Annotated in this window: 14 protein-coding genes and 1 pseudogene; 9 read left to right on the forward strand and 6 right to left on the reverse strand. The window is 58.3% G+C overall.

Features of this window, described 5'->3' with window-relative positions; translation table 11 throughout:
* The first annotated feature begins 26 nt into the window (after positions 1 to 26).
* From AC5E6N_RS11880 to AC5E6N_RS11900, 5 genes are all read left to right on the forward strand, one after another.
* Positions 27 to 1,088, forward strand: coding sequence for a sugar phosphate isomerase/epimerase family protein (locus AC5E6N_RS11880; protein WP_491748011.1), 1,062 nt, complete (start codon positions 27 to 29; stop codon positions 1,086 to 1,088).
* Positions 1,089 to 2,279: a Gfo/Idh/MocA family protein gene (locus tag AC5E6N_RS11885; protein ID WP_491748025.1), complete on the forward strand. Its 1,191-nt coding sequence runs from the start codon at positions 1,089 to 1,091 to the stop codon at positions 2,277 to 2,279. It abuts the gene before it with no gap.
* Between the two features lie 273 nt (positions 2,280 to 2,552).
* Positions 2,553 to 2,693, forward strand: a complete 141-nt coding sequence (locus AC5E6N_RS11890) for a hypothetical protein (RefSeq protein WP_491748012.1) — start codon at positions 2,553 to 2,555, stop codon at positions 2,691 to 2,693.
* Positions 2,694 to 2,982: 289 nt separating this feature from the next.
* Positions 2,983 to 5,034, forward strand: coding sequence for a putative bifunctional diguanylate cyclase/phosphodiesterase (locus AC5E6N_RS11895; protein WP_491748013.1), 2,052 nt, complete (start codon positions 2,983 to 2,985; stop codon positions 5,032 to 5,034).
* Positions 5,035 to 5,085: 51 nt separating this feature from the next.
* A complete protein-coding gene (locus AC5E6N_RS11900) occupies positions 5,086 to 6,246 on the forward strand; it encodes an amidohydrolase (RefSeq protein ID WP_491748014.1) in 1,161 nt (386 codons plus the stop codon).
* A gap of 10 nt (positions 6,247 to 6,256) precedes the next feature.
* On the opposite strand, the gene AC5E6N_RS11905 is transcribed toward AC5E6N_RS11900, so the two are convergent.
* Together AC5E6N_RS11905 and AC5E6N_RS11910 are read right to left on the reverse strand one after the other, a co-directional pair.
* Positions 6,257 to 6,508 (reverse strand): hypothetical protein, encoded by a 252-nt coding sequence (locus AC5E6N_RS11905; protein WP_491748015.1) that lies wholly within the window; start codon positions 6,506 to 6,508, stop codon positions 6,257 to 6,259.
* Between the two features lie 204 nt (positions 6,509 to 6,712).
* The gene (locus AC5E6N_RS11910; protein WP_491748016.1) at positions 6,713 to 7,108 is read right to left on the reverse strand and encodes a DUF427 domain-containing protein; all 396 of its coding nucleotides are present in this window, start codon (positions 7,106 to 7,108) and stop codon (positions 6,713 to 6,715) included.
* Positions 7,109 to 7,379: 271 nt separating this feature from the next.
* Here AC5E6N_RS11910 and AC5E6N_RS11915 point away from each other — a divergent pair, with 271 nt between their 5' ends.
* Entirely contained in the window at positions 7,380 to 7,508 is a 129-nt protein-coding gene (locus tag AC5E6N_RS11915; RefSeq protein ID WP_491748017.1) for a hypothetical protein, read from the forward strand.
* Between the two features lie 22 nt (positions 7,509 to 7,530).
* On the opposite strand, the gene AC5E6N_RS11920 is transcribed toward AC5E6N_RS11915, so the two are convergent.
* From AC5E6N_RS11920 to AC5E6N_RS11935, 4 genes are all read right to left on the reverse strand, one after another.
* Complete coding sequence (locus tag AC5E6N_RS11920) at positions 7,531 to 8,679, reverse strand: DSD1 family PLP-dependent enzyme (RefSeq protein ID WP_491748018.1); 1,149 nt, start codon at positions 8,677 to 8,679, stop codon at positions 7,531 to 7,533.
* A 21-nt stretch (positions 8,680 to 8,700) separates the two neighbouring features.
* The gene (locus AC5E6N_RS11925; RefSeq protein WP_491748019.1) at positions 8,701 to 9,048 is read right to left on the reverse strand and encodes a pyridoxal-phosphate dependent enzyme; all 348 of its coding nucleotides are present in this window, start codon (positions 9,046 to 9,048) and stop codon (positions 8,701 to 8,703) included.
* 67 nt (positions 9,049 to 9,115) lie between these two features.
* Positions 9,116 to 11,350: a methyl-accepting chemotaxis protein gene (locus tag AC5E6N_RS11930; RefSeq protein ID WP_491748020.1), complete on the reverse strand. Its 2,235-nt coding sequence runs from the start codon at positions 11,348 to 11,350 to the stop codon at positions 9,116 to 9,118.
* 411 nt (positions 11,351 to 11,761) lie between these two features.
* Entirely contained in the window at positions 11,762 to 12,052 is a 291-nt protein-coding gene (locus tag AC5E6N_RS11935) for a DUF1330 domain-containing protein (RefSeq protein ID WP_491748021.1), read from the reverse strand.
* Between the two features lie 351 nt (positions 12,053 to 12,403).
* Here AC5E6N_RS11935 and AC5E6N_RS11940 point away from each other — a divergent pair, with 351 nt between their 5' ends.
* The 3 genes and pseudogenes from AC5E6N_RS11940 to AC5E6N_RS11950 all read left to right on the forward strand — a co-directional run.
* Positions 12,404 to 12,829 (forward strand): hypothetical protein, encoded by a 426-nt coding sequence (locus AC5E6N_RS11940; protein WP_491748022.1) that lies wholly within the window; start codon positions 12,404 to 12,406, stop codon positions 12,827 to 12,829.
* A gap of 38 nt (positions 12,830 to 12,867) precedes the next feature.
* Positions 12,868 to 12,990 (forward strand): annotated as a pseudogene (locus tag AC5E6N_RS11945) (integrase core domain-containing protein); the annotation flags it as partial.
* 289 nt (positions 12,991 to 13,279) lie between these two features.
* Positions 13,280 to 14,418: tetratricopeptide repeat protein (locus AC5E6N_RS11950; RefSeq protein WP_491748023.1), on the forward strand; the 1,139-nt coding region annotated here is incomplete at its 3' end.

Consider the following 14,418-nt stretch of genomic DNA (forward strand, 5'->3'; position numbering starts at 1 on the left):
GTATGCGTTCAGTAACGGAGTAGACCATGGCAGCCAATATCAAGGGTCCCGGCCTGTTTCTGGCCCAGTTCGCCGATGACGAAGCGCCGTTCAACTCGCTTCCGGCCATCGCGCAATGGGCCGCATCCCTCGGCTATGAGGGCGTTCAGATCCCGACCTGGAACGAGCGGCTTTTCGATCTGGAAACGGCCGCGCAATCGCAGGCCTATTGCGAGGACATCAAGGGGCAGTGCGCCGAGGCCGGTGTCGAAATCACCGAATTGTCGACTCACCTTCAGGGTCAGCTGGTCGCCGTTCACCCGGCCTATGACGAACAGTTCGACGGCTTTGCCCCGCCAAACCTGCGCGGCAATCCGGCGGCCCGCCAGGAATGGGCCGTCGCTCAGCTCAAGCAGGCGGCGCGCGCTTCGCGCCACCTGGGGCTGGACGTATCGGTATCCTTTACCGGCGCCCTCGCCTTTCCCTATCTCTATCCCTGGCCTCAGCGTCCCGCGGGGCTGATCGAGGAAGCCTTTGACGAACTTGCGAGGCGCTGGCGGCCTATCCTGGACGTCTATGAGGAGAACGGCGTCAATGTCGGTTACGAAATCCATCCGGGAGAGGATGTCTTCGACGGTGCGACATTTGAGATGTTCCTGGAGCGGCTCCACGGGCACCCGCGTTGCACCATCAACTATGATCCATCGCATTTCGTTCTGCAGCAGCTCGATTATCTCGCCTTTATCGACATCTACCACGAGCGCATCTCGGCATTTCACGTCAAGGACGCCGAATTCAATCCGGACGGACGGCAGGGTGTTTATTCGGGCTATCAGGGATGGGGCGACCGGGCCGGCCGGTTCCGCTCGCTCGGAGACGGGCAAGTGAATTTCTCGGCAATCTTCTCCAAGATGGCGCAGTATGACTATGACAGTTGGGCGGTTCTGGAATGGGAATGCTGCCTGAAGCACCCGGTGCAGGGCGCGGCAGAAGGCGCCCCCTTCATTGCCGGCCACATCATCCGCGTGACGGAAAAGGCGTTCGACGATTTTGCGGGCGGCGCGGTCGACAAGAACCAGATCGGGCGAATGCTCGGACTTCAGAGGTAGATTATGGCGAAACGGGCAGCGGTGAAGACAAAATCAGGCCCCGTGCGCCTTGGCATGGTCGGCGGCGGCCAGGGCGCCTTCATCGGTGCGGTGCACCGGATCGCGGCGCGCCTCGACGGGCAATACGACCTTGTCGCAGGCGCCCTCTCCTCCGATGCGCAGCGCGCACTGGACTCAGGCGTCGAACTCGGGCTTGCTCCCGACCGCTGCTACCGTTCGTTCAAGGACATGGCCAGGATAGAGGCGGCGCGCGAAGACGGGATCGAAGCCGTTGCCATCGTCACGCCCAATCATCTCCATTACCCGGCCGCGAAAGCGTTTCTGGAGGCCGGCATTCACATTATCTGCGACAAGCCGCTGACCTCGTCGCTCGCAGATGCGAAAAAACTCGTCGCCGCGGCGCAAAAGTCCGATTCACTTTTCATTCTGACCCACAACTACACCGGATATCCGATGGTCCGCCAGGCGCGCGCGATGGTTGCCAAGGGACGTCTGGGCACCATCCGGCTGGTGCAGGCCGAATACGCCCAGGACTGGCTGACCGAAGCAGCGGAAGACAGCGGAAACAAGCAGGCGGAGTGGCGGACCGATCCGAAGCGATCGGGTACGGGCGGATGTGTGGGCGATATCGGCACACATGCCTGGAACCTTGCGACATTCGTCAGCGGTCTCGAAACCGAGAGCCTGGCGGCCGATCTCGACAGTTTTGTCGCCGGGCGGCAGGTCGATGACAACGTCAATGTCCTGCTTCGCTTCAAACCCTCGGCCAACGGGCCGCCGGCGAAAGGAATACTGTGGAGCAGCCAGGTGGCGCCCGGAAACGAGAACGGGCTGAGACTTCGGATTTACGGGGACCGCGGCGGGATCGAATGGAGCCAGGAGAACCCCAACCTTCTCTGGTTCACGCCCTATCGCAAACCGACACAGATGCTGACCCGGGGCGGTTCCGGCGCCGATGCGTCCGCCGCACGGGTCACGCGGGTGCCCGCGGGTCATCCGGAAGGCTATCTGGAAGGCTTCGCCAATATCTACAGCGAGGCGGCGGCGGCGATCCGCGCCCGGCGTGAAAAGAACGGCAGAATTCCGAAAGACGTTCTGTATCCGACGGTCCAGGACGGTCTTGACGGCATGCGGTTCATTGATGCCTGCGTGCGCTCTTCCGCCCGCAACGCCGCCTGGACCAAGCTCTAGCGAGATGAGGTTGTTCACATTGAGCCCTGATCGGCCGGAAAAACCGTATACGCCAGACTGAAAAAACTTCGGGCGGGTACCTTAAACCTCTCTTAAACATCGTGCGACATAGTTCACGATGGCAGCGCATATACAAACAGTTGTTTTATTGATCGATTCACACGTCCGCGCCCGCATGATGCATCTCAGCCAGCCTTGACAGGCATGTCGCATTCCGGGCCGTCGCGCGGCCATATTCGGGGAATATGGGGGCAGATCTCACGCAAATTGCCCTTGGCTGCCGTCGTCATGACGGTTCTTGCGGTCGCCGCCACGAGCATGGGCGGTCTCCATGTTGCCGGAAAGACCAATGTACAGGAAGTGGAAGGCAAGCTGACGGCCTTGGCGGGGCCCGACGACTGGACGGAATTCTGAGCGGTTTGCATATCTAGCGAAACACCACGAAGGACAGGACAAAACCGGCAGTCCGATACCCGCTTCGCGCACTTGCAGCGCAAGGCGCATATCTGCGTGAATATTTCCGGTTGATTAAGATTCATCGTCTATCATCAGCGCGTGTGACGGTCGCCGGGCGAACGACCGGTCTTGATTGCAACTCGCAGGTGTACGGTGGGTTCACGCTGCGGCTGTTCTGACAGAACGCGTACAGCCCTTGAACTCTGGCGGCCCGTCGCCCGTTTAAACGTGTTGCGTTGGTGTGGGCATGAGACGGCTGTTTGGAAACATACGAAAAGACCCGGAACACCGGATTCGCCTCGCCTATCGGCTTGTGCTCGTGGCAATGGGCGCGCTTCTCGCGACCTCGCATTTCGCCATCATCGTAGCAACGGAACGCAGCCAGCATTACGCCCTGTCCTTCAAGGATATCAGCAATGAGCGGATGCTGTCGCAGCGGATCGTTCTTCTCAGCCAGCATGCGCAGAATGAAGATGACCCGGCCAAGCGCGAGGAGACCCTGAAGCTCGTCAGGGCATCGCTCCTCGAACTTGAAGCCGTTCACACCGACCTTGTAAAGAAGGTCGCTGACGAGTCTGATGTAAACACCGCAGGCGAGCAGGTCAGCGAGGTGTTCTTTTCCTGGCCCTCGCAGCTCGACTATCAGATCCGGTCGCTGGTCACCAACACGAACCAGTTCCTGAACCACGCGATGACCTCGCCCGATATCGCTGCCATCTACATGGCGCCGATGGAAGACATCGCGACATCGAAGGTGCTTCCCGCGCTCGACGAAGTGAACGATATCTACCAGGAAAACACCAGGGACGCGGTCGAATTGTTCAAACAGATACAGCTGGCGTTGCTGTTTCTGTCGCTCGGGATGCTTGTTGTTGTCTGGCGGACCCTTTTCCGCCCGCTGGCCGCACAGATCGGCCAGCGCACCCGCGAACTGATTGTCGCGCGCGACGATATGCAATATGCGGCCAATCATGACGGCCTCACAGGCCTCGCCAACCGCAATTTCGCTCTTCAGCGTATCCAGCGCGTCACCGAGAGCGGCGAAGAAAAGGTAGCGGCTCTGGCGCTTCTGCTGCTTGATCTGGATGATTTCAAGAACATCAACGACAGCTACGGCCATCAAAGCGGAGACCGGCTTCTTTGCACTGTCGCCAACAGGCTGCGCTCGGCTCTGGGCAATGAAGGGCTGGCCTGCCGAATGGGCGGGGACGAGTTTCTGGTGATCGTCGAAGGTGCAGCCGCGCTCGACGGCTTGCCCGATATCGCCGAGCGAATTCTCAGGCGCATGAGCGCCAAGGTGCCGCTTGGCGGTGCCTCGACGCTTGTGCGTGCGAGCATCGGTATTGCATGTTTCCCGAAAGACAGTTCCGACACCGAACACCTGCTCACCGCCGCCGACCTCGCCCTCTATGCGGCGAAAAAGGCCGGCAAGGGAACCTATCAGTTCTTCAATGAGGAGATGCAGCACGAACTCGTCGAAGCAAAGAAACTCGAGCACGACATCGACGAGGCACTCGGCTCCCAGCAGTTCAGGCCGGTCTTCCAGCCTCAGGTGAACATCTCAACCGGCGCGATTGTCGGCGTCGAAGTTCTGGTCCGCTGGCATCATCCGACACGCGGTGTCCTTCTGCCGAGAGATTTCCTGGACGCGGCGGCCAATCTTGGGCGCATGCCGGAGATTACCCGCATAGTGCTCGACCAGGCTTTCGCCGCTGCCTCGAACTGGCAAAAAGCAGGCGTGAAATTCGGCCGCATAGCCATCAACTTCTCGCAGCATGACCTGATGTGGAACGGCTTTCTGAACAATCTCATCTCCATGGCCGAGGAACACGGTCTCGCACCCGCGCGCATTGCCGTCGAAGTCGTGGAGTCGGTTGCGATCAAGAACGACAGTGAACAGGCCGCGCGCACGCTCTATGACCTGCGCAAGAAGGGATTCCAGATCGAAATTGATGATTTCGGAACAGGGTTTGCTTCCCTTTCCCATCTCAACCGGAACCTCTTTGACCGCGTCAAGATCGACCGCCAGTTCGTTGCCGACATCGACACAAACGAGCGCCGCAGGATCATCGTCGATTCCATTATCCGGCTGGCGGGCGCACTCCATCTCAAGGTCGTTGCGGAGGGTCTGGAACGGCAGCAGGAGATCGATACGCTGAAGGAACTGGGTTGCAACGAATGCCAGGGCAACGCCATTGCCCCGCCAATGCCGGAACCTGTCGCGCGTGAATGGCTCATTACCCATGATCTCCAGGTATCGCCGGCCGCCGACCGGCCAGAGACATCCGGCAGCGCTTGACAGTTTGCAGTAAAGCCAACACCCTGAAGGCGCTCAAGACCCGTACCGCAGATGAAACTCAGCGCCGATCAGATCGAAAGACTTACCGAAATCAGACACGGGCTCCACGCGGCGCCGGAACTGTCCGGCGCGGAACGGCAAACGGCCGGGCACATTGCGCTGTGTCTTGAATCGCTCAGACCGGACAATATCGTGACCGGGCTCGGCGGATGCGGCGTTGCGGCTGTTTATGACAGCGGAAAGCCGGGCCGGTCGGTTCTGGTACGCTGCGAACTCGACGGCCTTCCGATCCAGGAAACGGGCAACGCCGCCTACCGGTCGCGCATTGACGGGCGCGGGCATCAATGCGGCCATGACGGCCATATGGCCATTGTTCTGGGTGTCGCCATGATGCTGCAGGACAACCCGCCGCGCAGCGGCCGTGTCGTGCTGCTGTTCCAGCCGGCCGAAGAAACCGGAAAGGGCGCCAGAGCCGTCATCGGCGACGAGAAATTCGCCCGGTTTCAGCCGGACTATGCGATGGCACTTCACAATCTGCCGGGTTTCGATTTGCACACCGTATTGCTCAAATCGGGAGCGGCTAATTGCGCATCGCGCGGCATGCGTATTGCGCTGACGGGACGCGCCGCCCATGCGGCGCAGCCGGAAAAGGGCATTTCGCCGGCCAAAGCGACGGCGCGGATCATCGAGCAACTGGATGGTCTCTCCAGCCCGGGTCCGATGGACGCCGACTTCCGCCTGGTGACCGTTGTCCATTGCCTCCTCGGGGAGAAGGCATTCGGCGTCGCACCGGCCGAAGCCGAAATACGGGCGACATTGCGGACCGTGACGGATGAGGCGATGGACGCGCTCGTTGCATCGGCCGAGGAGATCGCCGGCAGCCTTGCTTCAAATCACGGTCTCTCGCTGACAATCGGCTATGACGACGTTTTCAATGCCTGCGAAAACGACGCCGGGCTGATCGCGCAGTTGCGTGAAAGCGCCAGAACGCTGAATTTACCGATCAAGGAACTCGACGAACCGTTCCGGTTTTCAGAAGACTTCGGCGAATTCGGTGCGGCCGGCGCTTCGGCGATGTTCTTTCTGGGGGCCGGTGTCGACCGTCCGGCCCTGCATAATCCGGACTATGATTTTCCGGACGAGCTCATCCAGACCGGCGCCGTGATGTTTCACCACACCATCCGCCGTTTGCTGGGCGAAAACGACGGATAGAGCCGTTTGATCAAGCGTCTACCGTGCAGGCAAGAACACGGCTGATCTGCGTCAGCGGACGGCCTGACTGGCGCTGCCACGCGTTGAACGCGGCCTGCACCTTTTCCATGTCCCGTTTTGAGCTTGGCGCTTTGTCGACAACCCCTTCGCGGATCAGCGCCGCGGCCACATCGCGCGACAGGATGAAGCTGTCGATGCCCATGAATCTGAGAAAATACATGGCGCTGTTGCCGCCGAGACGCGCCGCGTCCTTCTTCTGCACGGCCAGCAGGTCGACATATCTGTCCGCCGGCCAATTGGCAAAAAAGGAGGTCGCTGAGCCATGCTCACGCGCCAGATCGGCAAGAAACCCATAAAGCCTCAGCGCCGCCCTTGCGATCGGCCGCGATTTCGTAGAGCGTTTCGAAGTTCCGCATCGTCAATCATCCGCTTCGTGTTTTGCCGGCCGGGCCAGGTGCCGTGCGGCTCAATCCTCGGCGGCCTCAATGGTGATTGTCACGCGCCCTGGATCGAAAGCCACGTAATCCGCAATCAGTCCGGCAAAGTCGAAGGGCTGCTCATAGGACCAGGCCAGTTCCTCGGACACCGCTTGCCCTGCGGCAATGACATCAAAATAGCTGGCCTGTCCCTTCAAGGGGCAATGTGTTGATTTTCCGGTCCTTTGCAGCGTCGCCGCAATGTCCGCCCTGGGGATATAGTATTGCGGCTGGTAGATTTTCCGGCCGACCTCCTGAAGACGAAGCGCCTTGTCCGATTCCGCGATTTTTGTGCCCCGGTGCATCACATGGATTTTCTGCTTCATGGCATCGACCTGCATGAAATGCTGCGGGCGATCCGGATTATGTATCGCATTCTCGATCATCGCGCGTCCTCACGTTCAAGCCGTCGGTTACCATGATCAAATGGCGCCGTGTCGTCAAATAATCGAGATCAAACCGGTCCGGTTTTAGTGTTTCCCCGCACCGGCGGTGCCGGACCATGACGGCATCAAAGATCTATCCGCTGAACCTCGCCGCCGGCTTCCGCCTTCTTTGCCACGGCTGAGGCCACCGCCAGATCCTGCAATCCGACATCCTGCCGTCCCGCCGGCCGTCGATCACATTGCCTATGGGGGTGATGTCATCCTGCCCCAAATGGCCGTGTTTGAAGGCGTGCTGAGTCTCTCCGATGCTGATGGACTGCGCGACCTCGTCGGCAAAGACGGCCTCAACGGCGGTCAGCCCGTCTTCCTCGGTCAGGATCGAGGCGACGCGATCCTCTGAAACGACGATCGTGACAAAGCCCCTAGAGACACATGCCGCGGGCCGTTACCGGCCACAATGTCTCGACCTTTCCGTTGCGCACGCCGACATACCAGTCGTGCACGTTGCAGGTCGGGTCACAGTGGCCCGGAACCAGCCAGAGCTTGTCGTTGAGTTTGAGAACATTGCCGGGATCGGCGATCACGCCGTGCTCGTCGGAGCATTTGATGTATTCGACATCGTCGCGGCCGAAAACCACAGGCAAGCCGCTGTCGACGCTCTGCGCCTTGAGCCCCGCATCGCAGATGGCCTTGTCGTGTTTTGTCTTCGACATGATGGAAGAGTAGATAAAGAGACTGTTCTCGAATTCATGAATGAACGCACCCTCCCGGTCCCTCACCCTCTGGTAGTCGGCATCCATGAAAATGTATGAGCCGCACTGCATCTCATTGTAGACGCCGCTCGCGCCCTCAAAATAGTAGGTCCCCGTTCCCGCGCCGCCGACTATGTCACAGTCGAGGCCCTCGGCTTTCAGCATTGAGACCGTATCCTCGACCATCTTGACCGCCTCGTCGATCCGGGCCTTGCGCTCATCGAAATCGTGAACGTGCTGGGCGGCGCCCTGATAGGCCTGAAGGCCGGAGAATTCGAGACCGGGGGCGGAGCGGATCGCCTTTGCAAGCTCAACGACAGGCGCGCCCCATTGCACACCGCAACGGCCCGCGCCGACATCGATTTCCACAAGGCATTCCAAAATCACGCCCTGGCCGGCAGCGGCTGTGGACAGGTCACCCACATTGCCGGGATCATCGACGCAAACGAGCAAACGGGCCTTGCGGGCAAGCGCCGCAAGGCGTTCGATCTTCCTCGGATCGACGACCTGATTGGATACCAGAACATCCTTCACGCCTCCGGCGACGAGCGCCTCGGCTTCGGCGACCTTCTGGCAGCAGACACCGCACGCGCCTCCCGCCTCGATCTGATAGAGGGCAATGTCCGCGGACTTGTGAGTCTTTGCATGCGCGCGATGGCGTATTCCCATCGTTTCAATCAGCTCGCGCATTTTCTTGACGTTACGCTCAAATGCATCGAGATCGACGATGAGAGCGGGCGTGCCGACATCTTCAACGTCCATTCCGACAACCGCCGGCACATTCAGGCCGACAACCGGGGCGGTGGTCATGGCATTCATCCTACTCTCCCTCCACTTCACTTAAACCCAGGCCTGCATCGAGGGCAATTTCACAAGATCGACTTCGATCACGATTTTCATGCGTTGCCACGCCAGATACATCGCCCTGGCAATTTGCTCTTCCGTCACCAGAAGGACATCGGCGACATAGTTTGAAACAAAGTGCCAGGTTCTTGGACGCATGGATATCTTCAGCCCGTCGGCAATCGTCTGCGGCGCGTCATCCTCGACAATCCGTCCCTCACGCAGGGAGCGGTGAACATCGTCCGCATTGGCGGGTTCGGGCCCGGCGGTGCGGCTGCCGGACAAGGTTCTGACGGAGTACGGCGTTCTGGTGCGCCGCGCTGCCGATAAGATCACCCGCGGCATTGGCGGAGCGATCCTGAAAGCCGATACCCGGACACGCTAGAAAGCATGTCCGGGCAGGAGATCGTCTTTACATGTTGGCCGCCTGAGCGGGCATGTCTTCGGCTTCCGTGAAGTCGTGCCCGCTTGTCATCGGATGCGGCTCGCCGCGGCTCTCGCCTGAGCCATCGATGACAAAGCGGCTTACCAGTTCGACCAGATGATCGCTTTCCTGCGACAACATCCGTGTGGCTGCCGTCGCCTCTTCGGCCATGGCGGCATTTTGCTGCGTGGCCTGATCAAGCTGGCCGATCGCCATATTGATCTCTTCGATGCTGACGTCCTGCTCCTTGGCGCCGGCGAATATCTCGCTGACCATTTTGTCGACCTCGCCGACTTCCCCGACGATGGCCTCCAGCGCCACGCCCGTCTGGCGGACAAGTTCGGCGCCCTGTTCGACGCTCGTTGCAGATTCGGATATCAGCGCCTTGATCTGGTTGGACTCTTCGGCGGAACGCTGAGCCAGCGCCCTCACCTCCGATGCCACGACCGCGAAGCCCTTGCCGGCATCGCCCGCCCGGGCCGCTTCGACCCCCGCATTGAGTGCCAGCAGGCTGGTCTGGAACGCGATTTCATCGATGACACCGATGATCTCGTTCATGCGGCTGGCGGATTCCTCGATGTCACGCATGGAGTTGACCGCCGAGTTGACGACGTCACTGCCTTCCTGCGCCTTGCCCTTTGCGGCCGCGACCATCTCGCTCGCCTTGGTGGCGGCGCCGACCGTGGACTTCATCGTCTCCTTGATCTGCGCGACAGCGGCCGCGGTCTCCTCAAGCGAGGCCGCCTGGCTCTCGGTCCGGCGGGACATTTCCTCCGAAGCTTCGGCAATGCCGCCTGAATTCGAGCGGATCTCATTGGCCGACTGGGCGACCGAGCCCAGCGCGTCCTGCAACTGCGTTGCCGCGGCGTTGAAGTCCTGTTTGGTCTTCTCGTATTCGGCGGCGACATCTGCGCCGATGTGAGCGGTCAGGTCGCCCTCGGCAAGGCGGCCGAGTGCACCGCTGACCTGGTTGACGGCATATTCAAGCTGGTCGAAAATCTGCTTCCGTTCCCGCTCTGCCTTCTGTCTTTCCGCTTCCGCCTCCTTTTCCAGCTGCAGCTTGTCGACGGCGGCCTGCTGGAAGACCTCAAGTGCGCGCGCCATCACGCCGATCTCGTCCTTGCGATCGGTGCCTTCCACCTGGAATTCGATTTCGCCGCCGGACAGGCGCTGCATGGAGTGCGTGACCGCACCGACCGGCCTGGTTATGGACCGGGAGACATAGCGCAGCAGGAATCCGCCGATCAGCAGGACGGCCGCCGATACGAACAGATCCAGGGCGAGGCTGCGCCAGCTTGCGGATGTCAATTCGCTCACCTCGTCGATCATGGATTGAGCGATTGTATTTTCCACATCCCTCATCAGGTTGATTTTGTCCGTGGTCGTCCGGAACCACTGTGCAGCGGTCACACCCTGAAGGTCACCGGTCTGAAGCGAGCCAACTGCGGTATCGCGCATGCGGGCCACGTCATTGGCTGCCGTACCGGACTCGACGTTGTTGTAAAGCGCTACCAAATCCGGCTTAGCCAGATCCGTGAAGTCACGAAAATAGTCTTCCTGTGCCTGAATAAAACGGATGAAATTGTTGTAAATCGCCAGTTCGAAACGGCCGACACCAAATCCAACGACCCCCATGGCGCGTTCACGGCCGGCATATTCCTTGCCGCGCAGGAAGGCCAGATAACTGATCATCGCTTTGCTGATCCGGTCATTGTGACTGGCGATCTCCAGTTCGTGGGCGATCTCCAGGAAGGCGTCAATCGTGCCGGTGTAGTATTGCGCCATTTGCGGCACGGTCATATCGAACCGGTCGATCCTGGCCCTCGTGGCACCCAGTTGCGAAACCCGACTGCGCGCCTCACCGACCGCTTCGCCCAAGGCTGGGGGAACGCCGTTGAAGTTGAACTTGTCCAGTTCGACATTGGCCTGTGCCAGCACCTTATCGGTGTCAATGCGCTGAGACGGCAGTTCGGTTGAAAAGGAGCTGCCCTGCGAGGAAATGAAGCCGGCAGACCGTCCGCGCTCTTTTTGCAGCTCATGCACAAGCGAACCGACAGAAGGCATAAGCGAAGCGAGCCTGCCGGAACTGCGCAATTCAAGCGCCGACTTCAAATCCATGTAAACCACTTCGGTCGCAAAGAACAAAAGGCCGAAGGCGGTAACCACCGTGCCGGCCAGAAGCCGAACCGATATGCTCAGGTTGTTGAATTTTTCTTTGAACATGACAATCCCCTGGCCCGCTTCGCGGCGCCGGTTCTTCGGTGAGCGCGATGCGGGTGTCGTGTTGCTGCCGGGCCGAAAAACCAGAAAAGCCGGTCCGCAGAGGCAACCGTTCCTTCGATCCCAATCGACATCTCGAACTCAAATCGAGACGGTGGGTATGCGTCATGCTGGGAACAATGTTCCCCCTCCGTAAAATAAAGTATTCAGCAGAGCTTTTGAGAAATGGTTAATGAAATCGTCTCCACTCAATACAATTTTACGTTTATATAATATTTTCCTCTATTTAAACGAGTGTTTACATCGAAAATACTCATTCAATGCAAATATTATTTTCTTACTCTTAATGAACTTTAGTAATGACTAAATGAAGCAATCGTTCTGTAATACTGGATACATGATCAGTGAATAAAACTACATTCCATCTACAATTATCAGAGTACAATCAGAATTGGCATGGCGAATTGCCTTGACCGGCGCATATTCTTCACTGTGAACGAAGGCGCGCGCCTTTTGCATGTCAGGGAACTCAACGACCACAATCCGCGTCGGCGACCACAGTTTACTTTCCACGACATCCATCTCGCCGCCCCTGGCCCGATAAACCCCACCATATTTCTCGGCGATCGGCCGGGCCTGCGCCTTGTATGTCTCGTATTCCTCGGCGTTGGTGATTTTCGTATCGACGATAACGTAAGCGCTCATGATCAGTCGGCCTTCCTTGTTGCGCCGCGCTCCATCGCCACGGCTTCCGGCGCCGACAAGTCGCACAGCTATTGAGGAGGAACAAGCGGCTTTGCCCGATGCTGTGAATTCTCCACCGGCTAAAGCCGGTGGCTTCGGATAATTGTCGGACGTCCAAAGTCCCCTACTGAATATGAATGTACACGGATCATGCATTTGATGCAGACCGCAACATTTGTGGTTTGCAGGCAGATCATCCGGGAATTAAGGGTACAGTCCTGCAATTAAAGACACAATCCGGAAATTAACGGCACAACCGCCGTCTGATTTTACTCAGTTTTTTGAAGCAGGCGTCCAGGAATTAAGGACACCGTGACAGCCGGTTCGGTCCAGAGCGCGCTCGACTATTGCGATCCCTGCCAGCAGAGCGAGTCGCATGTAAAGTGGCATGATCGGCTTTGCGGGCGTGGGCAGCTTCTCCTGTTGCGCGGCAACGACACTGTCGAGATCCGGGATGATGGCGCCCAGAACACGAAAGCGCCAGAGGTCGTGTTCGTGCGGTATAGGTCCTGGAATGCGCCGCATCAGCAGAAGCCGGGCAATATCGGTTGGCGATGTCCAGCTTCCGGTAGCACGTTTGGCTTCATCGTCGAGCAGCTTTTCACCGCGCAGCGCGGCACCGCGATACTGCCGGAAAGAAGAGGGGAGTTTGCGATCGGCGACGTCGCTGAGTTGGTTCCCGCACAGAGGGCATGTGATGCGCCAGCCCAGCAGTTGGCTTCGCCGTGGATGCTATAGGTTGCCGATGGTTTACGGGCGAATAATCATTCAATGGCAAGTTACGAAACGAATGTCTCAGCGGGCGCTGGTTCCTGCCGCTCAACGACGCCCTCTCGAAAATGAGGAGTTGGCGTGAGAGCCACAATAATATCCGCCCCGTAGCGGCATCGGCAACATGATTTGACCGAAGCGATCTCCGATAGAACCGGCCGGTTCAATGTGTCATCTGAGACAGCAGAAGAAGGTGCTTTGGATAGAATGTGGCATCAAGACGTCCCGGTTTTACGCCAACGATAGAGACATAATATGTCAGACTCGCCAATGAATACCTCGTCAACGAATGCACTGCCTTCTTCCCCACCGGCTGGGCAAGGGGTTTTTGATCGAACAGCCTCTGCTAGACAGCAGCGGTTTCATAAAGGTCAGTCTGGGCGACGGTCATCTGCTTCTGTTAATGGCAACACATCCGTGGCAAAAATTCCAGGGTTTTTCGAAAGAATTGCCAGCTGTTTCCCAAGCTGGAAGAAAGGTCCAACTGAAGCAGCTCTGAATAAATCCGCCGACAGGGCCGGGTCAGAGATTTTGAATGGTTTACGCGATAACAATTTCAAAAAGGTCCACCAAGGCCTTAAGCGGTTGCACAACGCAGGTAATAAATCTAGCAACTCAAATTACGTACCTGATAAAATTAATGAAATTACTGATAAGCTGCGCGGCAATGATGCAGCGGTAAAAAACTTGAGCACATTCGCCAAAATGGAAGACAACCAAAACCTGCTAGTAGGCCAGTATTCTGATCTTAACAAGTTCTTCCATCGAGTGCTTAAGGGATTGAAAAATATCGGACTGGTGCGAGAGAGGTACGTCAACGCAAGAACAGACCGCATTGACGCTCTAGACAAAAAAATCGAAACTTCGTTGCTGAAAATGCGAGTTGGTTTGCCCAACAACGATGCAGACGCAGGCCTCTCTTCCGCAATGTACCATTTGGGTATCCGCTATCGAGACGGTGTAAATGTGGGCGGTGTAGATGTTGTGGGCAAGGCCCCTGTAAAAGCGGCCCTCCTGTTACAGAAAGCCGCAGACCGCGGGGACGGACACCCTGAAGCAAAAACCGCGTGGGAGGAGATGGAGGAATTGTTTAGAGAACCAACCCCAGAGATACTGTGTGAGTTGGGTAAACACTATCGAGACGGTGTAGATGTGGGCAAGGACCGTGTAGTGGCGGCCCTCCTGTTCCAGATAGCCGAAGAGCGCGGGGACGGACACCCTGAAGCAAAAACCGCATTGCGTGAATTGATTAGAGAAGCAACTCCAGAGACTTTGTACAAGTTGGGTGTCGCCTATAGAGACGGTTTAGATGTGGGCAAGAACCTCGAAACAGCGGCCTCCCTGTTCCGGCAAGCCGCAGACCGCGGATCCCGGTTGGCGCTTTCCGCACTGTACAAGTTGGGTCAACGCTATCGAGACGGTAAGGGTGTGGACCAGAACCTCGAAAAAGCGGCCTCCCTGTTCCTGCAAGCCGCAAACCGCGGATCCTCTGACGCAATGTACCAATTGGGCTTATGCTATCGAGACGGTAGCGGTGTGGACAAGAAACCGCAAGA

Source organism: Hoeflea sp. (genome assembly GCF_984452065.1).